The sequence below is a fragment of the Streptomyces sp. NPDC001700 genome, assembly GCF_053596435.1.
Map to the genome: position 1 here is coordinate 24,675 of NZ_JBSFGE010000036.1, position 20,344 is coordinate 45,018.

The 20,344-nt window shown below is 69.3% G+C and carries 23 protein-coding genes; 6 read left to right on the forward strand and 17 right to left on the reverse strand.

Features of this window, described 5'->3' with window-relative positions; genetic code table 11:
• Nucleotides 1-96: 96 nt before the first annotated feature.
• The 16 genes from ACWC5C_RS38735 to ACWC5C_RS38810 all read right to left on the reverse strand — a co-directional run bounded on the left by ACWC5C_RS38735 (nt 97) and on the right by ACWC5C_RS38810 (nt 10,733).
• Nucleotides 97-477, reverse strand: coding sequence for a hypothetical protein (locus ACWC5C_RS38735; RefSeq protein WP_450883486.1), 381 nt, complete (start codon nt 475-477; stop codon nt 97-99).
• A 133-nt stretch (nt 478-610) separates the two neighbouring features.
• Nucleotides 611-787, reverse strand: a complete 177-nt coding sequence (locus tag ACWC5C_RS38740; RefSeq protein WP_450883488.1) for a hypothetical protein — start codon at nt 785-787, stop codon at nt 611-613.
• Between the two features lie 99 nt (nt 788-886).
• Nucleotides 887-1,450, reverse strand: coding sequence for a hypothetical protein (locus ACWC5C_RS38745; RefSeq protein ID WP_450883490.1), 564 nt, complete (start codon nt 1,448-1,450; stop codon nt 887-889).
• 3 nt (nt 1,451-1,453) lie between these two features.
• On the reverse strand, nt 1,454-1,594 hold the full coding sequence (locus ACWC5C_RS38750; protein WP_450883492.1) for a hypothetical protein: 141 nt from the start codon (nt 1,592-1,594) through the stop codon (nt 1,454-1,456).
• Nucleotides 1,591-2,058 carry a Pycsar system effector family protein gene (locus ACWC5C_RS38755; RefSeq protein WP_450883494.1) on the reverse strand — a complete coding sequence of 156 codons (468 nt, stop codon included), beginning with the start codon at nt 2,056-2,058 and terminating at the stop codon, nt 1,591-1,593. The genes ACWC5C_RS38750 and ACWC5C_RS38755 overlap by 4 nt, the downstream gene beginning before the upstream one ends.
• Before the next feature lie 92 nt (nt 2,059-2,150).
• Nucleotides 2,151-2,732 (reverse strand): hypothetical protein, encoded by a 582-nt coding sequence (locus tag ACWC5C_RS38760; protein WP_450883496.1) that lies wholly within the window; start codon nt 2,730-2,732, stop codon nt 2,151-2,153.
• A gap of 172 nt (nt 2,733-2,904) precedes the next feature.
• Nucleotides 2,905-3,345: an RRQRL motif-containing zinc-binding protein gene (locus tag ACWC5C_RS38765; RefSeq protein WP_450883498.1), complete on the reverse strand. Its 441-nt coding sequence runs from the start codon at nt 3,343-3,345 to the stop codon at nt 2,905-2,907.
• The gene (locus tag ACWC5C_RS38770) at nt 3,329-3,823 is read right to left on the reverse strand and encodes a hypothetical protein (RefSeq protein ID WP_450883500.1); all 495 of its coding nucleotides are present in this window, start codon (nt 3,821-3,823) and stop codon (nt 3,329-3,331) included. The genes ACWC5C_RS38765 and ACWC5C_RS38770 overlap by 17 nt, the downstream gene beginning before the upstream one ends.
• A gap of 137 nt (nt 3,824-3,960) precedes the next feature.
• Nucleotides 3,961-4,134 (reverse strand): hypothetical protein, encoded by a 174-nt coding sequence (locus tag ACWC5C_RS38775; RefSeq protein ID WP_450883502.1) that lies wholly within the window; start codon nt 4,132-4,134, stop codon nt 3,961-3,963.
• Nucleotides 4,131-5,624 carry a hypothetical protein gene (locus ACWC5C_RS38780; RefSeq protein ID WP_450883504.1) on the reverse strand — a complete coding sequence of 498 codons (1,494 nt, stop codon included), beginning with the start codon at nt 5,622-5,624 and terminating at the stop codon, nt 4,131-4,133. Before ACWC5C_RS38780 ends, ACWC5C_RS38775 begins: the two co-directional genes overlap by 4 nt.
• A 176-nt stretch (nt 5,625-5,800) precedes the next feature.
• Nucleotides 5,801-7,957: a hypothetical protein gene (locus ACWC5C_RS38785; protein ID WP_450883506.1), complete on the reverse strand. Its 2,157-nt coding sequence runs from the start codon at nt 7,955-7,957 to the stop codon at nt 5,801-5,803.
• Complete coding sequence (locus tag ACWC5C_RS38790) at nt 7,957-8,424, reverse strand: hypothetical protein (RefSeq protein ID WP_450883508.1); 468 nt, start codon at nt 8,422-8,424, stop codon at nt 7,957-7,959. The genes ACWC5C_RS38785 and ACWC5C_RS38790 overlap by 1 nt, the downstream gene beginning before the upstream one ends.
• Nucleotides 8,425-8,537: 113 nt before the next feature.
• Complete coding sequence (locus ACWC5C_RS38795; protein WP_450883510.1) at nt 8,538-8,738, reverse strand: hypothetical protein; 201 nt, start codon at nt 8,736-8,738, stop codon at nt 8,538-8,540.
• A gap of 161 nt (nt 8,739-8,899) precedes the next feature.
• Nucleotides 8,900-9,121: a DUF5999 family protein gene (locus ACWC5C_RS38800; RefSeq protein WP_450883512.1), complete on the reverse strand. Its 222-nt coding sequence runs from the start codon at nt 9,119-9,121 to the stop codon at nt 8,900-8,902.
• A 219-nt stretch (nt 9,122-9,340) separates the two neighbouring features.
• Nucleotides 9,341-9,601, reverse strand: coding sequence for a hypothetical protein (locus tag ACWC5C_RS38805; RefSeq protein ID WP_450883514.1), 261 nt, complete (start codon nt 9,599-9,601; stop codon nt 9,341-9,343).
• Between the two features lie 754 nt (nt 9,602-10,355).
• Complete coding sequence (locus tag ACWC5C_RS38810; RefSeq protein ID WP_450883516.1) at nt 10,356-10,733, reverse strand: hypothetical protein; 378 nt, start codon at nt 10,731-10,733, stop codon at nt 10,356-10,358.
• Between the two features lie 189 nt (nt 10,734-10,922).
• Here ACWC5C_RS38810 and ACWC5C_RS38815 point away from each other — a divergent pair, with 189 nt between their 5' ends.
• The 4 genes from ACWC5C_RS38815 (at nt 10,923) to ACWC5C_RS38830 (ending at nt 16,375) form a co-directional block, all read left to right on the forward strand.
• Nucleotides 10,923-11,723, forward strand: a complete 801-nt coding sequence (locus tag ACWC5C_RS38815; protein WP_450883518.1) for a GntR family transcriptional regulator — start codon at nt 10,923-10,925, stop codon at nt 11,721-11,723.
• Nucleotides 11,720-12,307: a GNAT family N-acetyltransferase gene (locus tag ACWC5C_RS38820; RefSeq protein ID WP_450883520.1), complete on the forward strand. Its 588-nt coding sequence runs from the start codon at nt 11,720-11,722 to the stop codon at nt 12,305-12,307. The genes ACWC5C_RS38815 and ACWC5C_RS38820 overlap by 4 nt, the downstream gene beginning before the upstream one ends.
• Before the next feature lie 1,084 nt (nt 12,308-13,391).
• Nucleotides 13,392-15,353, forward strand: a complete 1,962-nt coding sequence (locus tag ACWC5C_RS38825; protein ID WP_450883522.1) for a hypothetical protein — start codon at nt 13,392-13,394, stop codon at nt 15,351-15,353.
• Nucleotides 15,350-16,375, forward strand: coding sequence for a hypothetical protein (locus ACWC5C_RS38830; RefSeq protein ID WP_450883524.1), 1,026 nt, complete (start codon nt 15,350-15,352; stop codon nt 16,373-16,375). Before ACWC5C_RS38825 ends, ACWC5C_RS38830 begins: the two co-directional genes overlap by 4 nt.
• Nucleotides 16,376-17,372: 997 nt before the next feature.
• Here ACWC5C_RS38830 and ACWC5C_RS38835 read toward each other — a convergent pair.
• Complete coding sequence (locus ACWC5C_RS38835; RefSeq protein WP_450883526.1) at nt 17,373-17,864, reverse strand: hypothetical protein; 492 nt, start codon at nt 17,862-17,864, stop codon at nt 17,373-17,375.
• Nucleotides 17,865-18,142: 278 nt separating this feature from the next.
• Here ACWC5C_RS38835 and ACWC5C_RS38840 point away from each other — a divergent pair, with 278 nt between their 5' ends.
• Both ACWC5C_RS38840 and ACWC5C_RS38845 read left to right on the forward strand, forming a co-directional pair.
• On the forward strand, nt 18,143-18,349 hold the full coding sequence (locus ACWC5C_RS38840; RefSeq protein WP_450883528.1) for a hypothetical protein: 207 nt from the start codon (nt 18,143-18,145) through the stop codon (nt 18,347-18,349).
• 165 nt (nt 18,350-18,514) lie between these two features.
• Complete coding sequence (locus ACWC5C_RS38845) at nt 18,515-20,182, forward strand: hypothetical protein (RefSeq protein ID WP_450883530.1); 1,668 nt, start codon at nt 18,515-18,517, stop codon at nt 20,180-20,182.
• Nucleotides 20,183-20,344 lie beyond the last annotated feature (162 nt).

A 20,344-nucleotide genomic window follows, 5' to 3' on the forward strand; every position in this document is an offset into this window, starting at 1 on the left:
TGGTGGGGCTCCTTCTGCTGTCGGATGTGCTCTGGCGAGGGAAGGGGTGGTGCTCCGGGGCGGCCGGGTTCTCAGGCCAGCGGCCGCCCCGGGCGCTCAGTGGCCGGCGGGGTGCGCGGCGGTGGCGCGGACGGTGTCGGCGAGCAGCACGGTCAGCTCGTGGCCGTGGTCGACGGCGTCCTCCAGGCGCTCGATGAGCTCCTGGGGCAGGCGCCGGTTGCGGGCGCCGACCAGCAGGCCCTCCAGGTAGAGGACCTCGTCCAGGACGAGGACGCGGGCGTTCAGGACGCCGGGCTGCACGGCGAGGGCGGTGGTGTTTTTCATGATGGCCTGGGCCGCGTGGTCGGCTGCCGCGGTGTAGGCGTTCTCGGCCTGCTCGGTGAGCAGGGCCTCGACCTGGGTGGTCTCGCCGTAGGCGCGGCGCCAGCCGAAGCGGGCGGCCGCGGCTTCCAGCAGGGAGCGGCGAGTGAGGGACAAGGGGGACCTCCAGCAAGGGGGTCGGTCGCCTGGTCTCGGATGGCCGGGCGGACACCGCGCAGCCCCGCACACCTCACTCCTGGGGGAGGGTGCGGGGCCGACGGAAACCGCGCGGATCGGTGGAGGTGGGTGGTCAGGACGCCTTGGGCTTTCGCAGGCGCCGGGGCTGGGCGCACCCTGCGGGGTTGTCTCCGGGCCGTCGGCCACTGTGGCTCCAGTCGCCGGGGCCGGTGCCTGCCGGGTTGACCGGTCCGGGGTCGGGGGCTTTGATCTCCTGGCCGCGCGAGGTGATCTCGAACCAAACGCCCATGGTGCTGTTCCTTCCTGTTCAGAGGTTCCGGGCGGACACCGCGCGGCCCCGCGCAGCCGTGAGGGGGCGGCGGGGCGGGGCCGTACGGAGAGCGCCGGGTCAGCTCTCGGGGTAGCGCCGGGCGTAGTACCGGATGCGGTCGCTGTACTCGCTGCGGTCGGTGCGCAGGATCTCCGGCTGGTCGACGGCCAGCTGCTGCAGCGCGGCATCCAGTTGGTCATCGGTGCGCTGAAGGGTGAGCCGGATCAGGTCCAGCGACTCGATCCAGATCTGCTCGTCCTCCACGCGGGTGCGGGTGCCGCTCACCCACTTGCTCAGCCGCTCGCGCACGGTGTCGTCGTCCGGGCGGGCCGGGATGTCACGGGGGAGCGCGCGACAGGTGGTGGCGTGCTCGTTGGCGGCCTCGGCCGCCTCCTTGAGTTCGAGCCACGAGCGGCTGGAGTACTTGTTGCTGGCCTTGACGAAGTGACAGCCCAGGCAGGCGACGACGTGTCGGTAGTCCTGCGTCGCGGTGTAGACGAGGACGACCGCGTGCGCCTGGTTGTAGTACCGCTCGACAACGGTGACGCCCTCGGGCTTCCAGGTCTCACCGATCTCCGGCCACGACTCGGGGGCCAGGGGTTCGACGGGCTCGGGGCGGCGGGCGAACAGGGTGAGTGCCATGGGTTACTGCTCCTTCTGGTCAAGCTGGGCGGGTATGCGAGCGACGGTGCGGCGGGCGGCGACGATGACGAAGGGAGTGGCGATGGCGCCAGCGATGCTGGCGAGGGAGAGGAAGAAGCCGACGGCGTATTCGAAGTTGCTCATGCCAGCGCTCCGATCACGGCGACGGCCAGCAGGGCAACCGCGGCGAGAATGACGTCGACCGCGCGCGCCAGTCGCTGGTACTTGCAGACCGCGAGGACCGACAGGCCCTTCACGCGGGCGCGTCGGGTGTCCTGGGCCATCGCCTCCTGGAGCTCGTTGTCCTCCAGCTGCGCCCACTGCGGGAACGTGCCCGGGGCGGGGCGGCCGCGCACGTTGAGGCAGGGCCGCACGACCAGGAGGAGCAGGACGGCCGCAGCGGCAAGGGCGAGTACGACCAGGCCACCGACGGCCTGCGTGAACAGGGGCAGGTTCTTGTCGGCGACGCTGGCCAAACCGGCGAGGACCGCGCCGTCGAAAGCCAGCAGCAACGACGCCTTGCTGTCGGTGCGCCCGATCTCGTTGGTGACCGAGGCGCACGCGGCGTCCAGGTTCCGGTCGGCGGTGGGAACAGGGGCGGTGGTCACGGGCGGCTCCTGGGTCGTCCGGGCCGGGCTATCCGGCTCCCCGTCACCACCCGTCCCGCGCTGGCGCACGGTACGGGTGGATCAGGCAGCCGTCAGGACCGGTGGAAGACGTTGACCACAGGGCGCAGGGAGAGGCCGCGCAGTGCGAGCGAGGACAGGATCGTCCAGGCGATGACTGCGAGGCCGGTGGCGACGGTGCGTCCGGCGGCGGGGGAGGCGTCCCAGACCATGAACGCGGTAGCCGCGCCGTAGACGATCCAGGTGATGCGCGGTCCGAAGCTGGTGGAGACCCACGAGCCGATCAGTGTGCCGACGCCGACGGTCTGCCAGATGACGAACACCGTGGTCGCGGTGATCGGCAGGCCGACCGTGTGCGCGCGCAGGTAGGCGTGCACGGGGTCGGTGATGGTGGCGGCCCACTGGGTGGCCCATGACCAGTCCTGGTGGTGGTACCAGTCGATGCCGTTGGGGACGCCCCAGGTGAAAGTGAGGACCAGGGCGATGATGCCGATGACCGCGATGGCGGCGATGGCGCCGGGCGGGATGTCGTCGACGGTCTTGATCGGCTCCGCGCGGGGCGAGGCCGGCCGTCGGGGTGGCGGTACGCGCCGGTTGTCGTTGATGGTGTTCAGCGGCGGTACCCCGGGGTTACGGGGCTCGGTGGGCTCACTCACCGTTCTTCTCCTTCGCGGTGTTGCAGGACGCCGATTTGCGACGGGCGGCGTTCTCCATCGGGGTGGGCTCTCCCAGGCGGCGGGGGGGCACGTCGTGTGCGGGGCCGGGCTGCCCGGCTCCCCGTCACCACCCGCCGTGCGGCGGGTGGATCAGGAAGCCGGTAGGCGCAGTTCAGGCGGCGGCAGCGAGCTGGCCGCCGGGCGGGGGCTGGTAGCTGCCCGGGGCGGCGGGTGTGCCGTCGTAGCACTCCAGGCAGGAGCCCAAGGTCTTGAGCGGGAGGCAGTGGTGGTATCGCCTCGCGCAGGAGGGACATGTCTGCCGTTTCGCCATGGCCTTGTCGAGGGCGACTTCTTTGGCGAAGGTCATCGGCCGGATCGGCAGCGCGCGGTCGATCTGGTACAGCCAGGCCCTGCGTGTGCCGCCGCGGCATTCGATGACGGCGACCGGGTCCTGGCCGCCGGGCCGTAAGCGTCGCTCCCGCAGCTGGCGCCGGGTCGCGAGGCCCGTGGGGGCCTGGCGCCAGCGGTAGACGGGTAGGGCGCCGGACGTAGTGGCGTAGACGTCGATGTCCCGGACGGCCGGCGGGGACGCGGTGTCAGCGGCGGCGGCCACGGTTGTGTCCGAGGCCGGTGTGGACCTGCACCTTGGCGCGGCCGCGGGCTTGGACGTTGATCGGGCGGCCGCTGCCGGGGCCGGTGGCGAGCATCTTGATGAGGACGAAGCCGCCCACGACGACGATGCCCAGAAGCACGAGCGCCTTGGCGAACTCCAACAGCGCGGCCGCCAGGAAGTAGATGCCGACGCCGGTGACGCCCAGGATGAACGCGACCAGCGCGATCTTCACCAGGAGCGGGGAGACGTAGGGCTGCGGGGCCGGTGCGGGCGGCGCCGTGTAGTAGGCGACGTGCTGGCCGTTCGGGCCGGGCACCATGACGACGCCGTCCATGCCGGCGGTCGACGGGTAGACGACGCTGCCGTGGGGGAGCGGGACGAGGTGCTGGCCGTACTGCGGAGCGGGCGTCTGCCCGTAGGGGGGCGGCAGCGGCTCGGGGAAGTAGGTGGGCTGGGGCTGCTCGCCGTAGGACGGCATGATGGATCCTCTCCTCGTTGGGGAGCTCGGGCGGTGTCATTGGCGTGAGAATTCGCCCGGGGAGGCTTCGGCCTCTTCACCGGCCCCCGAGGTGGCTTCAACATCTCGGGGGCCAGTGGAGCCGTCGAAGCGAGGGCTCAGTCGACGGTGCCCTGGTAGCGCATCGGCATCAGCGGCTCGCTGCGGTCCAGGATCGTCGGCGGGTGCTCGGGACCGGCCTCGGGCAGCAACTCAACCGGATCGTTCTTCTGCTCCGTGAAGTCGAACGTGAACTCCACGGTGCTCTCCTCTTCTTCGGGGTTGCGGGTCATGCCGCGCCCGCGGCGTCGCCTGTGGTGTCGTCGGTGAAGCCGTCCAGCGCGTCCTCGATCACCGAGGTCTCGAATCCGTCCTCGTCCGCGATGCGCTGCTTCGCGGTGCGCATGCGGTCGCCGACCCACGTCTCGGCCTTGCCGTAGTGCGCGGCGAGTCCTTCAAGATCGGGCGTGAGGCCGGACAGGATGCACTTCGCGATGTACCGCTCGGCTTCGTCCCGCTGCTGCGCGCGCACTTCGCGAGGGACGCGGCCCTCACTTTCCGAGGCGGTCAGGGCCGGGACCGCGACGAGCGCGGCCCCGTTTTCCGAGGAACTTTCCGAGGCCGGACCCGCAGAAATCGAGGTGCGGGCGGTGCCGGTGCGCGAGGCACTTTCCGAGGCGGGGCGGGCCTTGGCGGCGGCCCGCTCCAGAGCCCGCTGCCGCTTGATCTTCTCGGCCTCCTCCAGTGCGCGGGCTTCGGCCTCAGCCTGGATCCGCTTGGCCTCCGCGTCGGCCTCAGCCTGCGTGCGCAGCGCTTCGGCCTGGGCTTCTGCCTGGGCGATCTCCGCCTGGCGGGTGGCCTCCCGATCGCGCTCAGCCTGCTCCAGCTCCCACTGGGACCGGCGCTGCTGGGTCTCGATCTCGGCCTGACGGCGACGGCGCTGGTCCTCGATTTCTGCGGTGCGTTCGGCCAGTGCGACCCGCTCGCGTTCCGCCTCGATTTCTGCCTGGCGGGCCCGGGCGGCTTCCTCGTTTTCTGCCTTCCGGCGTTCGCGTTCGAGCCTCGCGTTTTCCTCGCGTTCTTCGCGGGCGGCCTCGCGTTCTTCACGCTCGCGCTCGCGCTGAGCCTCGCGTTCTACCGCTTCGCGCTTCTTGGCGTCCTCGCGTTCGCTCTTCTCGCGGGCTCGTTTTGCGGCGGCCTCGCGTTCCGTGGCCGCCGCGGCCTCGAACCGGGCGATGATCGCGGTGAGTTCGCCGCGCCGCCGGGTGGCGTACTTGCGGTAGCCGGTGGCGGCTTCGGCGAGCAGGATCAGCAGGGCGGGGGCGACGGAGTGCAGCAGGATGCCGCCAGCGTCCGGCTTCTGGGGCACGAAGTGGAAGTGGCCGTCGGGGTAGAGCGACGTCCAGCAGTTCATGACCCAGGTGGACAGCCCGGCGGTCCAGCGGAGCAGGAACGGCCAGCCCCCGGGCTTGTAGTCGCCGCCGTGCTCAGCGAGCACGCCGTCGACGTACAGGACGGTGATCAGGGCGAGGCTGGCCAGCGGGTCCAGCATCCAGGCGATGTACCAGGGGATCTCGTGAGAGACGCCGAACCGGGTCACATTTACGCAAGTGAAGATCAAAGCGCCGCCCCCGAGGGTGAGCAGCGCCTTGGTGACCATGGCGAGGACCTCGTCCAGCTTGGCGATGGACTTACGGGCCTTGGTGGCGTCGTCGGCGGTGACGGGCGGGAGGGTTCGGGGCGGGTCGGCCGCCTTCGGCCGGAGAGCGGTCGGGGCGCTCATTCTGACTACCTTCTGTAGTGTTCGCCGGGGTGTTCGGAGGACTGTTCGCCCCGGTGTCCGCTAGAGACAAACTGGTATGTTCGCGACTTATTACGTCGCTGTACGGTGCATTCCCCTAGGGAGAGAGGGGGTGCGAACAGTTCGCGGCCTGCGGACTGTTCGCACCCCGACTCTGCCTACTTTCCGTCACCTTCGGTGAGGGGGGAGCGGATCAGGTCGTACGATCCGTAGCCGTCCTCGGAGTCGTCCTTGGCGATGACACCGTCGTCCAGGAGCTGGCCCTTGAGGCGGTTCCACCAGGACCGCTGACCGGTCAGATCGACCTTCATCCAGAGGTCGTTGAGCTCCTTCGGCTCGAATGAACTTTTGCCATTGCGAACCCACTCGTCCAGGCGAGCAAAGATGGCGGCCTTGGTGTCCTCGGGCGACATCCGCTCCTCCTCGGCGACCAGGCCGGGCAGCGAGAAGACCGGCGCGTCGTCGGCCGGCGCCTCGATCTCCTGCTCCACCGTCAGGCCTTGGTAGGCGCCCGGCTCGGGGTCCTCCTGCTCGAGGATCTGCCGCAGTGCGTCGTCCAACTCCTCGGTCTCCTTTGCCAGCAGTTCCTCATCGACCTCGATGGCCACGTCGTCGTCCTCCTCGTACTGGTCGTCGTCGTACTCGGAGCCCGGGTCCGCCTCGGCTGCGGGCGCGGCCGGGGCGGGCTCCTGGGGGAAGGCGCCGTGGCCGTCGGCGTCGCCCTCCAGCAGCGGGGTGGTGTAGAAGGTGCGGTTGGTCCACAGCGCGCCGAACGCGGCCGCGGTCGTCTCGTCCATCGGGGTGCGCACGTTCATCCCCGCGGTGATGGCGGCCGCCAGCTGGGGGCGGTCCGCGTTGTAGGTGCGGGCCTTGACCGGCCACCGCTCCTCGGCGATGCCCATCCCGGCCGCGTACAGGTAGCCGGGCTTGCGGTTGCCCCAGCCGGGGAACGCCCCGGCGTCGATCGCCTCGGGCGGCAGCACGTACTGCGCGTCCGCGCCGTCCGACAGGCCGTAGGCCATGCCCGCGGGGTGGTTGCTGCGCGCCGTGGTGTCCATCTGGTCGTGCGTGGCGCGCTGGATGGAGGACAGGAACCATCCGCCGGTCGACCGCAGGGTGCGCAGCACCTTGCCGTAGGCGTCGCCGTCGGCGAAGTCCGCGGCCTCCTCACCGATGATCAGCAGGAAGTTCAGGCCGCAGCCGGGCTTCCATTTCGACAGGCCCTTGGCCGCGAGGTAGTCGCCGCGGGCCTTGATGACGGGACCCATCTGCTTGAAGAACCGGCGGGCGTCCTTCTCGTTAGTGATCACCATGTCGGCGGCGTGCCGGACATGCCCGTAGTCCTGCATGAACTTCGAGCAGTTGATGATGATGACCGACACCTCGGAGCGGGTCGCGGCCTCCGTGGCGATGATCGCGTTGCCGACGGTCTTGCCCGCGCCGTTGACGCCCTGGGCGACGCAGTGCTCGACGTTCCCGCCGCCCGCGACTTCCTGCGGGTCGTTGAGAATGCCGGGGAGGTTGAGCTTGAGCGTCTCACCGTCCTCGTAACGTCCGAGGTTGATCGGCACATCGCCGAACCCGGCGCCGAACGCCGACGGACCGGGCCAGGGGAAGCCCTCCTTGAGGAGGTCCGCCACCTGCACCCGCATCGTGATGTCCGAGCTGTCGTCGTCATCGACGGTGTGGGTGACCCGGCCCTGCCCCAGCTTCAGCACCGAGGACAAGGCCGGGACCCGGCGGGCGAACTCGTCCGCCGTCGCCCCGTCTTTGGCCTCCACCTTGGCGATGACCGTGCCCTTGCCGTTGGAGGTGACCTCCTTCAGCTCGTGCTTGGCCAGCCCGATCTCGGCCTCGAGCTTGGCCCACTTGCCGTCGCTCTTCTCGCCCGCGCTCTTCTTGTACAGGGCGGACCAGAGGTTGTTGCCGATGGAGAGCCCGGCGCCGGTGAGCATCCAGGTGCCCATCGTGGCCCCGGTCTCCAGCCCGGCGATCGTGCCGAGGGTGACCCCGGCCGTTGCCGCCGTGCTGTTGACCAGGTGCCGGATGCGCACATCCCGCTCCCGCTTGGCCTTGGTGTCGATGTGGTGGACCAGCTTGGTCAGCGCCGCACCGGTCCCAGCCAGCCCGAGCGCGGCGAGCGCAAGGCTGGCGGGGGTGGCCGACAGCAGGACGTGGCTGGTCTCGGCGACAGCGGCGCCGCCGATCGTGACGGCCCACGGGCCGCCGTAGGTGATCCATGCCTGCTTCGAGGCCTGCTGCTCTTCCTCCGTGCGGGTGTCGATCTTCTTCGCACGGGACGCCCTGCGCACCATCAGGCAGCCCTCCCGCCGGCCTCGCCGGGACGGCCCGCAGCGCCCTTGGGCTTGTCACCGATGCTGAAGCCGGGCCGCTTGCCCTTGCCCTCGCGGGCCTTCTTCTCCGCCTCGATCTCGGGCTGGATGAAGTGCCTCACGAAGCTCGCGTACATCTTCACGCCGGACAGGCCCAGCACCTTCGCCGCGCTGGCACCGGCCCGCAGCTGCGCGCCGACGAGCTTCCCGCGGATCTTGGACTGGGCGCCGAAGGTCCACCACTTGCCCTTGTACTGGGACAGGATCGCGCTGACCATGTCGGCGTCCATCCCGACGCGCATGTGCAGCTCCAGGCCGATCGCGCGCAGGATCCGGGCGTACTGGTACAGGTCGCGGTCGGTACGGAACTCGATCTTCTCCAGCTGCTTGATCAGCTGGGCGAGGTTCGATCCGAGCTTCTCGTCGCCATCGCCGTGGCTCTCGCTCATCGCGGAGTCCTTTCATCGAAGTGGGGGGGGGATTGCGGGGTTGTACGGGTCGGGGCTGCTCGCCTCCCCGCGGCCCCAGGCCAGGCGGCCCGGCACCACAGGCAAGCGAGCAATCACTTGCTGGCGTTGTTGTTCGCGTTGTCGACCGCGGTCGCGACGCCCTGGCCGAGGCCGTCGATCGCCCCGGACAGCGGGGAGGTCGCCAGCGCGTAGCCGCAGACCAGAGCGGCCAGCAACAGTCCGGCACGGCTGTCCAGGCGCCAGAAGACGTACGTGGCGGCACCGGCGATGATGAAAAGAGGCAGGCTGATCACAGGTCCTCCAGGGACGGGGAGTTGGGGACGTTCTCCTCAGCCGCGAGGGCCGAACAGAGCAGTGGCTGGTGCTCCAGTGCTCTCCACCGCCACCGGACCGGCGTGCGGGCCGGTGGCGTCTGGGCAACACGGGAAGGCGGAGCTGCGGGCCGGGCGGCGGTTCAGGCCGCCGCGGCGATGTACTCGACGCCGAGCGGCCGGTGCGGGGCGACGACGCTGTTGTCGGGCAGCAGCTCGCCGGTGTCCTCGAAGAGCAAGACCCCGTTGCACAGCAGGCTCCAGCCCTGCTCCGGGTGGAAAGCCACGAGGTGCGCGGCCTCACGGTCCGGGGACTCAGCGGGCGGGCACGGCGGCTGGTGCTGGCACGTGGACGGCACGGTCATCGGGATCACTCCTCATTTCGCGGGGCCTGGGCGCGGGTGGTTCTGTCCCGCGCACCCGGGCTGGGTGCACGGCATTCACGGGATGGCCTTGGTCCCATGCCTCGGCAGCCGTCATCTCGGCCGCTCTCAGCAGGGCAACGGCCTCCGGGCAGCCCAGGCCCCGCCGTCCTATGGCATCGGCGGCCGCGGCCTGGACAGCCCGGGCTCTTTCAGCGCTGGTCAGCGGGCGCACCTCTTGCAGGCCGACCCTTCCTCATTGCTCTCGTGGCAGTACGGGCAGTTCACTTCGCCCGTCGCGATGTGCTCGGAGATCGACGTGGTGATCACGCCGTCCGTCCAGGACCCGCAGAGCTCACCGTCCTGCGGCTTGATCGGGTCGTGGTCCCCCTGACCGCACCAGTCGCACCCGTACGCCACGCAAGGCGCCGTACGGGGCTGCGGAATCACCACCCGCAGCTCGGTGTCGGTCTCGTCCCGCATCGGACCCTCCGCCGTGTCCTCACGGTCCAGGTCCTCAATCACCTCTCGTAAACCGAGAGATGGGGATGAGAGCATGCTGATCACAGGTGCCTCCTACTCAGGTGCCTGTATGCGCCGTCCGGGTGGCCCCCCGGGCGGCGCGCCTTCGTTAGGGCGGTCCTGCCACCCCCTGCCGTCCCCGGCCCGCGTCGTACAAGCGCGTCCGGGGAGGACAGGCAGAGCAGGAAGCTCAGCGTTGAGTTCAAGGCGTGTTCTCCTCCGCGCTCTCCACCGCTCACCGGCCGCCCCGAGGGGCAGGCGGTGAACGACTGGGCAGCGCGGGGCTGCGAGTTGCTTGGGGTGCGCGGCCTCTTCCGCCGCTGCGTGGTCGTCTTGCGAGAGCCGGAACCTCGGCTCCGACGCGCCCGAGGGGCGTGTCCGGTGGTGCGGGACAGGGAGACGACGTGCCCTGCGGTGCTGTGCGATATGGACCTGTGCCTCTGTCCCGCTCGCCCGAGTTATCGCTCTCGGGGTCCTCGCGCTACCGGCGTCCGTTCCCTCGGCCAGATCCGTTCTTTTGAGTCGGCTCGTATCCCTGACGGGAGGTGGCCGACTGGTCTCCACTCACCTCGGCCGGTGTGGTCACAGCCGTCGTATCCGTGGTGGATCACTCTGTTGAGTTGTGCTGGTCACCGACGGTTCCGGCTCCCACATCCGGCGCCGCCAGGGGCGGTTCCGGGTGAGGGAGCCGGGTCCGAAGACCCGGCGGGGGAGATCAGGCCGCGAGCGGCACCGGCTCAGCGGGCGGCGGCGCGATGCGCAGCTGCGCGGCGTAGGGGAGGAGCACGTCGACCAGGCGCTCGCGCACGAAGCGGGCGACGCTCGGGTCGGCGGCCGCGATGTCGCGGGCAGCGGTCATCCGGGCCTCCCGGGCCTCGATCGCCTCGATCGCCGCTTCCAGGTCCAGGCCCTCCAACCGCTCGTGGGGGAGGGGGCCGGCCTCGTACATCGAGAGCGGCGTACCGAACGCGACGTCCGGGGCGACGTCGCCGAAATCCGGCAGCTCCACCTCGATCTCGTCCAGCAGCTCCTGGGTCTCCACGTCGAAGTACTCGGTGGCGAGGCTGGCGGCGGGGCGGCGGGTGAGGTTCATGAAGTGGTGCTCCTCTCGAGGCCTGGACAGCAAAGATCAGCCACTACGCATCACACAGATGATGCGCATTGACCAGACAATGCCTGACGCAGCGATGCTGGCACTGTGAGTCAGCAGACGTCAAGGCGAACGCACAGATCGTTTCGATTGACTAGACAATGACGATCTCGGCAGAGTAGAACTTGGGTCATGAGGCCGACGACACCGATCTACCAACGCATCGCGGACGACCTCCGGGCGCAGATCGCCGACGGCACGCTGCCGCCGGGCAGCAAGCTCCCCACCGAGGCGGAGCTCGGCGAGAAGTACGAGACCACCGCTCGCTCGACCGTCAGGCAGGGCCTGTCTGTGCTGGTCAACGAAGGGCTGATCGTTGCGCAGCGGCCCAGAGGCTATTTCGTTCGGGAGATTCGGCCGCTGGTCTACCGGCCTCAGAGCGAGTTCCGGCGCAAGCCGCCGGAAGTTGATATTTACACCCATCTATTGACCACGGACGGTGACGAGCGTCGTCCCAGCCAGGACATCGAGGTGTCGATCGTTCAGGCCGCCCCTCGAGTGCGTGAACGCCTTCAGCTTGGTGAGGGCGCCTTGGTCGCCACTCGGCGCCGCACGCGTCGCTTGGACGGCGAGGCCTACAACCTCAATGACTCGTATGTGCCGCTTTCCCTTGTGCAGGGCAGCGACTGGATGACTCCTGCCGACGTGCCCCGGGGTACCAATCAAGTCCTGGCGGAGCTCGGCTCGGAGCTGGTCCGAGCACTCGATGAGATCTACGTGCGAATGCCCACGCCGGAGGAGGTGCGCCGACTCCAGCTTGGTCCCGGCACTCCAGTCGCCGAACACATCGTGACCTCGTTTACCGCCGACGACTCGCCTATGCAGGTGACCGTCAACGTGGTGCCGGGCGACAGACATGTGATCGTGTACGAGCGCGTCAAGAACCCCGCGGACTTCGAACAGCGCCCCCGTACCGATTGGGGTGCTGAATGATCATCACTCGCGCCGAAGAAGCGGACATCGACCGGCTTTTGCGTTTCCGAACGGACAGCGCAGCCTGGTTGGCGCCGAAGGGCATCGATCAATGGTCAAAGCCGTTCCCTGCCGAACACATACTCTCGAGCATCCGAGCTGGAGAGGTGTTTCTGATCAAGGAGTCGATGGAGGCTGACGCAGCGGCAACGGTCACCCTCGACCAAGACGCGGACATCCGACTCTGGACCCCAGAAGAGCGTTCGGAAGCAGCTCGCTACGTCCATAAATTGACGGTCGACCGCAGCCACGCTGGGACAGGACTCGGCGCTCGCATTCTCGACTGGGCGGGGGATCGGGCCGCCCGAGAAGGCGCTCAGCTACTCCGCCTCGATGCCTGGACGACGAACCCCCAGCTCCACAATTACTACCTGAACCAAGGGTTCGAGCATGTTCGCACGTCACAGGACCCGAGCGTCGTCTCCGGCTGGGCGGCTCAGCGGCCGGCTGTCCGAAGTGACCATGGCTTGAGCGAACACTTCGACACCGTGGCAAAGCCCGAGTGCACCATTTCTGGTGGCCCGAATCGGTCCGAGAACCAATGACGATGCGACCAGGCGCACGGGCGGAGAGTGTTGGCTGCTGGGTGCCCCACTTTCCCGACGAACGGTCAATTTCGCTGGGCATTCCGGGCCTTCTTGGACATGCAGCGTTTCCGTCGCTCGTGGTGTCGACGCCCGGAGGTTAGGGTGATCGGTGACTTGATCAGCAATGCAAAGAGCCCCCGCAGGCCGGGCAAGGCCATGGGGGGCTCGTGGGCGGGAATTCCCGTCCGGGCGAGGCACCTGTTGGGAGGTGATCGCGGAATGCAGCGTACCCGTTGCCGGGAACCTCAGCGCACATCTTCGTCGTTGATCATTAACGTGATCACGCCACCTCACCGGCAGGTGTTTGGGCGTACTGACGCCAGCCTCCGGATCAGGGGGGTTGGGATGACCTAGGTCATCGGCCGGGGCCGCATTGTGGCTGCAACCACATAGCGGCCCGTGCGGCCCGTCTGGCTCGGTCCGGGTTGGCACCCGGCTCTGAGCGAAGTTCCGGAGCCCCTTCAGCAAGGGCTCCCTCGCGACTCCTTGGCAGGAGTCGCGTCCGCAGTACCCGGTCCCTTGGCAAGGACTGGTTCCGCAGTACCGGCCTGGCAGGGCCGGCAGTACCCCGCTCCTTTCGGAGCGGGCCTCGTGTCCACCGCTTAGTAAGAACAGGAGGTCTTGTCATAGTGCACGACCTCGGGCTGACTTGTCAGCTCCGCCATGGCGTCCGGCGGATCCCGTCGGGCGGAATGCCCGTGTGTGGTGGCGTCCCTTCCCACGGGAACGTGACATACATCACACACTCTCGGCGTCACACGGGCTCCGCACACCGAGCGTCCCGCTCGTCCGTGCTGCGGGGCCGAGCGCCTCGCGGGCCCCTCCAGACTCATGCCCTGTCGGTTGCTGCTCGGCGAAATCTGTCCACAGGCGATCCGGTCCAGGGTCGTCAGATGATCGTTTACACGTTGGTGCCCGTCCCCGTCGTCGTACGGGAGATCGGGTGAGTGCCGTGGCGGCGCGGGCCGCCTCCCCAAGGTCCGTCGACAACTCCGTCGGCGGCACCGCGCCCGGGCGGCCACCTCGGCATCGGTTGCGGTCGGTGCCGAGGCAGGCCGGTCCGGCAGTTGAGCTGGAGCTGGGCAACCCTCTCCAGCTGACGAAGACGATGCGTGCCCGGTTGCTCGCGGCGGTGCTCGCGCTGCTCGGGGATCCGTCGCTGGCTGGTGTGCCGGATACGGGGCGGCTCGGGGCGGTGGTGCTGTATGCGAAGTCCCGGGCGCCGCAGGGCCGGCCGGACGACAATCTGACGTCGATCTGGGGGGCTGAGCTGGGCCGTTGGCTGGGTGTGTCGGAGTCGACTGCTCATCACGCGGCGTTGCCGTCGTTGCGGCGGTCGGGTGCGGTGCGTACGCGGGTGGTGAGGGATGCGGAGGGGCATCCGACGGGGCTGGACTGCCTGGTGATGCCGTTGTGGCGGGCCCGTCAGGTGGGTGCCGGGCATCCGCTGGCGCTGTCGAAGGCAGAGCTGGCGGTGTTGCTGCGTTTGTGTGAGGTGCTGTTCGGTCCGGGGTGGGCGCCGAAGGACAAGGAGCCGGTTCCGGCCGGGCTGCTGGCTGCGCGTACGGGCCGGGGTGCGGCCACGGACCGGCTGGGGTTGCTGCTGATGGCGCTGTCGACGAACCGGCGGGGCTGGCTGCAGCTGTGCCCGGGGAGGGTGGACACCTCGAGGGGGCGTCCGGCGGCGACGGTGGCGCGGCTGCTGGGCTGCTCGGCGGCGGCCGGGGCGAAGGTGCTCTCCCGGCTCGAGGAGCACGGCGTCGCGGACGTCGAGCGACGGAAGACCGGCTCGGGCCTGAACGGGAAGTCGCGGGTGCGTTTGATGCCGGTTGCCGAGGCTCACGGGTATGGCGTTCGGGAGGCTCACTCGGCCGTCAAGGCGCTGTTTTCAGACCTCGCCGGTACTGCATGCGGAGATCATGGCGCCGCCGGGGATTCTGAGACCGGTGCGGATGCTGGGGATTTCGGTGCCGGTGGGGGCGAGTCGGCGGCTGTTGCAGACCTCGCCGGTACTGCAGAGCTCCACGCTGACCACGCTTCTGTGGTTACTGAGGATGTTAATGGTGCGGATGATGGTGGGTTTTCCGGCGAAGCCGTTCGGAGGTCCTGCCGTCGGCCGGAACGCGCGGGCACGCGCGAGGACCAGGTCCACCAGCAGGCTGCCACGGTGCCTCGACCCGATGGTCCGGGGAGCGCGCTGCGCGCGGAACAGACCAACCCCCCGCATTCGCCCGCTTTCTCCTGTCTGGGGGCGCTGTCGCGTCGGGTCCCGCAGGTAGCTGCTGGGTTGTCGGCGATCATCCCGTCGCCCAACAGCTACCAGCAGCAGGTCCTGGCGCGGCTGGTGCGGGGTCTGCTGGCCGAGGGCTCGACCGATGCGCTGATCGCGGAACGGTTGTGGGAGCGGCTGCGGCCGCTGGCCACCGGAGATCCGGACCGGCCCTACGCCTTCCGCAGGGATGCCCTGTCCTGGGCCTTGAGCGTTGGTCTGCCCCGCGCCCGCGGCGGGATGACGCTGGTGCCGTGCGCCCAGCGTGGCTGTTCGAACCTGACTCGCGGGCGGGCTACTGACCGGGTCCGCTGTGACGAGTGCGAACTGGCCGTGTGGCAGACCCGGAAGGCTCGCCAGGCCCTGGAAGGCGCCCTCGTGGCCCCGCTGCCGCAACCCGCCGCCCCATCGGCGCCCGTGCCTCCGGTGTCGTCTCCAGCAGCATCGTCTTCCTCGGTGAAGGCTGAGGACGTACCGGTTGACGGTCGTGTTGACCAGGACGCGGTCCTGCCCGGCCCGGTACGCGAGCAGCTGCTCGCCCTGGCGGACATCGCCCCGGATGCGGTACCGGCCGCCCGCACCGCGGCCCACGCCGCCTACCAGCCCGCCCAGGAGTCCGAATCCGCCCAAGCGCACGCCCGCCGGGTATCCGCCGCGACCGCGACCTGGTGCTCCATCACCACCCGCTTCGCTGACCAACTCGCCTCCGCCCACCACGCCGGGAGCGCCGCATGATCTTGCACCGCAACACCGACCGCCCCCTCGTCCGGTGCGACCAGTGCCCCGGGCGGCCCATCCTCCACACCCACCGCGAGGACACCGACACCCGCAAATGCGTGCGCTGCCAGGGCGAACACCGCTGGCTGCCGCAACCGCACCCGGAGGACCACCTGTGCCAGGTCTGCCGCCGCGAGTGTCCGGTGTGCCAGGCGGTCACTGATCAGGAAGGCCGCCCCTGCCGCGGCTGCCAGGGCCGCTGCCGCACCTGCTCCGCCCCGCTCCCGCCCCGCCCGGCATCCGCCGAGACCACCACCCGCGTCGAGCCCAACCAGCGCAAGGACAAGAGCCGCCGCTGGGCCCGCATCTACTACCCCCGCACCTGGGACCAGTGCGCCGCCTGCCAGCACACGGCCACCACCACTGATCCGGTCCGTGCCGTCCTCACCGCCCTCCCCGACAAGCTGCTGCACGCCTGCGGCGGCGGCGTGCCGCCCGCCGTCGCGCAGACGGTCCGCGACGAGCTGCTCCGCCACCCCGCCGCCCGGATCATCGCGCGGATCGAACGCCGCTGGTGGACCACCTGGGCCAACCGGCCCCTCGAACGCAAGGCTGACGCGGGAGACGACCCTTACCGGCCCGACGACGTCGCGATGTGGCTGCTGGCCCCCACGGCGTGTGCCGGGCGATGCGAGGACGGCTGGCACCCCGCCCCCGCCGACCGGCCGACCGAGGACGACCAGCCGTGCAGCGTCTGCCGCGGCGGATGGCTCCTGCCCGGCCACGGCCCCCACCACGACAACCAGCTCGACGACGACCAGGCGCCGGCCGCCTCCGTGGCCGCAGACCGCACCCCCGCCCAGGCGATCGTCTACCGGCCGCCGCACCGCGAATGCGAAGGCCGCGGCGGCACCTGCGGCCGACCCGTCGCCGACCCGTATACCCAGTGCCCCACCTGCCTCGGCTGGCCCCGCTGCGGCTGCGGTGCCCCCTACGACCCCGCGCAAGGCGACGCCTGCCGTACCTGCCGTACCAGTTAGGTGAGTTAGCGGAACCGAGATCCCGCACACCTGGTGATGCTCACCTCCAATGATCTCGGCCCCGGCGGCCTGTGCAAGTAGACCGCCAGCGGCCGTGATCTGTGTGGTCAGGAGCCGTCCGCAACATGTGGCGGAGCTGACAGCCGGTGCCGTACCACGGTTGCGAGGTCCAAGCCCATATGAACCTGTTCTAAGTCTCCCCGCAGCCGCCAAGGGTTTGTGGCCATGCCAAAGGGAGCCTTGCCGAAGAGGTGAGTGCCCAGATGCCCCTCTGGCAGGACACAAGATCCTGCGCTTGACGTGGCGGCGCACAAAGCGTGTCGGGTCAGGTTGTCGGCCTGCGATTCCCAGGAAACCCAGGCCATGTCACCCTGTTTGAGCTGGCACAGCGACAAATGCTGCCCAAGATGACCTCGGTATCGGGAGCACCCAAGCAACCAGATTTGGAGGCCCTCTCGCTCTCGGTTGTGATGTGCCGAGCAGGACGGCGAGCGCGGTTTTTTCCACTTCGGTCTGCCCGGCAAGCGGGGAACGGGAGACGGCTGTTGCGGCGTCTCCGCTGGAGCAGCTCGGCGCTTCCGGTAGGCAGCCTGTCGGCAGGCATCCGAGCAGAACCTGCGGGGACGTCCACCGCGCGGTGAGTTTGACGGCACGAATGGCCCCTCGCATTGGGCACACTGGTGGAACAGTGCTGCGGAGATCTCGCGTGCCCAACTGCGCAACTCGGCCGAGACGGGGATTGGCCCGTCGCTGAGTTCATCGTTCATCTTCTGGGAACGGCTGGGGTGCCGCAGTCGCGATGTGACCCTGGCCAGCTTCGCTTCCGCCTCCTTCTCGGACATCTGGAGCAGGCGTGTCACGCGTGAGAGTGGCTGGTCCAGCACGACCACCAGGAGACATAGAGTGGCTTCGGCTTCGTCGAGGGTGTCCAGTACATCGCTGATGGGGCTGACATCAGCGCGGGCAGCAGTCGGATCCCGGAAGATGCGTTGCCGCTTCACCGTTCGTTGCCTCCTTCCGCGGCGGGGAGTTCGACCACCACGTTGCGCTGCTCCGGCAATGCCGGCTGGGTGACCATCAGCGCTCCGGTGTTGACTGCGATTGTCGGAGCAACCCCAGCGGTGGCGCCAGGCCCAGTCTCTGCGGCTGTCTCCGGCGAAGCTGGGGTCTGCCCGGAGACGTTCCGCCACTTTCCCCAAGGCAGAAAGCATGAGAGGGCTCCGATCACATGGCTCAGGCCGACCAGGACGAGCGGAAGATCTTCAGATCGGGCCTTCTTTAGTACTGCCCGAATGGCCCAGGCCACCAGGGCCGTGAGCGTGATCACTACCGCGCCTACGCAGAGCACATAGGCCAAGGGGCTGGTCAGCGGACCGGCTGACAGCGCATGCACTACAACCTCCAGGAACACGAAAAGCCCCGGCCTGTCGACCGGGGCTGTGGATAAGGCATTGAGCAGGGACGGGCGGGACGCGACCGCGCGGGGCATAAAAAAACTCCCGCGCCCAAGGGGAACAGGAGTGGTGCGGATACACGTGTGTCCGCTGCAGACAGCAGTCTGCCACGCCAGGCGCTTGGGGACTAACGGCTTATCCATGCAGGTCGTTGACCTGCGGCGCCGCCTCGGCTGTCTGCGGGTTTCGTAACACTCTGAATCCCCGCGCAGCGGTACAGACGGATTCTGCGGACAGTTTCCACGTGTTGCCGCTCTGCTGACGACGCCGCGCTCGCGGCCGTGACTACCGTCCAAGACACCCTTTCGACGGCTTGGCCGAGGTTCCCACCGCCTCCGACTGGTGCCAGCGGTGGAACGGTCGACGGCACTCCTTCCGTCACGTCGGTGAGGGCGGGTTCGACATCCGGCGGTACGCGGTCGAGCTGCTGCCGGAGAAGGAATCGAAGACCTTCGTGGTCGAGCACCACTACTCCGACTCCTTCCGCCGCGCGGTTCCGCTTCGGTCTGTACGACATTGACGCCGACGAGGCGTAACTGCGCGGGGTGGCCGTGTTCGGGGTGCCGGTCACCGCAGCCGTGCTGACCCGGCCGCTGAACCCGTGGGCTTCCCGCCGGGGCGCACGAAAATCGGTGCGCTCGGACCCCGGCTGCTCCGATACTGCTGGTGACGAAAGTGAGGTCCCGTGCAGCAGATCAAGCCGAGCGCGCTGACAGCGCTCATGGCGGCGGCGAAGGACGCCGTCTCCAACGCAGCCGCCGCGTTCTCCCTCGCGGCCATGGACGTCGGTTCGAGTATGGCCGTTGAGCAACGGGATGCGCTGGTCGCGGCCTTGCGCCGCCGGCCGTCTGAGGTGCTGAAGGCCCGGAAGGAGGCGGGGGAGGTGCCGCCGATTCCGCCCACCACGCCGGCCCAGTTGGAGATCTGGAGCCTGTACGCGGACTGCGTGGGTGATCCGCTCCTTCGCGGCCACCTTCATCATCTGCTGCTCGATGCCGGCCACGGCCGCAAGCCCGACCGCGTCCGTGGCGCGGCCTCCGGCTACCTCGATGGGGCGCAGCTTCTACTGGCCGCTTCCCAGGACAGCTACGGGTGGGCACGGGCCGCCCTGTGCCTGAAGAGGGCCGGGGAGCTGGCCCTCAAGTTCAAGCAACCCGACCTTCGTGACCGCGCGACCACGGACGCCCTCGCCCTCGCCGAGCTGCTCTTGGCTGGAGCCGAGGACGACGGGCGGGCCCTGCTGGTCGTCCTGCAGGCGCTGCAGACCCTTGAGTACGACGTCGCGGACCTTGCCGAGCAGGCGGGCAGCCTCTGCACCCACGACGTGGACGCCCGGATCGGCCTCCTCGATGTGCTGCGGAAAGACGCGCCCCAGAGCCGCCACACGGAGATCGACACTGCTGTGGTCCAGACCCTCCTGGACGCCGCGGAGGCCGCCGACGCCGGGCACCGCCGCCTGTACTTCCTGACGGGGGCGGCGACCGAGGCGCGGAAGCGGGGCCTGCCCGAACTGCGGGCACGTGCCGAGATGGCCCTGCAGCAGACCAAGCTGGAGTGGACTTCCATCCGCACCGAGGGCACCATCCCGCGCGCGGTGATCGCCGGGCAGCGGGCCCGGGTCGATGCTGCCCCGGATCTGCTGACCGCGCTGTGGGCAACCGTGGCGGACGTCCACCCCGTGCTGCGCGCGCAAGCCGAGATCGAGGCCGAGACCGACAGCCCGTTCAAGGGTTTGCTGCAGATCCCGCGTTCGCGCGTCAACTCGGCCGGACCGGTCTTCGTCCGTCCGCCCGTCGAGGCCGACGACGACCTCGCCGTGGCGATGCAGGTCCGCGGCCTGGGGCTGTTCGGGATGCTGACTGCGTTTCAGCTCGACCGCATCCACGAGCGCTTTCGTCCCGACGAGTTCGAGATGATCGCCGCTCTGGTGCATGAGACGGTGTTGCCCGAGCCCCGCGCGCGAACCCTCGCCCGGGCCTTCATCTACTACTGGCTGGAGGAACTCGACGCCGCGGCGTGCGTCGCGCTGCCACAGGTCGAGCAGATCCTCCGGGAACTCCTGCGCTCCCGGGTTCCTGTCGTCTCCGTGGCCCGGGGGCAGAGCCCCGGTGGAGTCGACTTGCTGGGCAAGCTCCTGCAGAGCATGCCGGAGGCCGGGTATCCGGCGGACTGGAGCAGAGCGCTGGAACTTCTCCTGGTCGACCCCGACCGCGGGATGAACCTGCGCAACGACATCCTCCACGGCCTGGCCGACACCCCGCCCAAGCACCACGTCGCGCTCATCTTGCAGGCGGCGCTGTACCTGCTCAGCCACGCGCACGGGCAGCGCATGGCACTTGACCCGACGGCCTGATCCCTGGGACCGCAGGGCAGCCGCTCCTGGGCCGCTCCGCCGGACCCGGGAACGCACGCCACCCGTCGCCCGGCGTCGTCCGGAGCGGTTCCCTCGTACGAAACGGGCTGAACCCGGCAGCCGGCTCGGCGACAATGAAGGCCGAAGCACCACGCCGAGCAC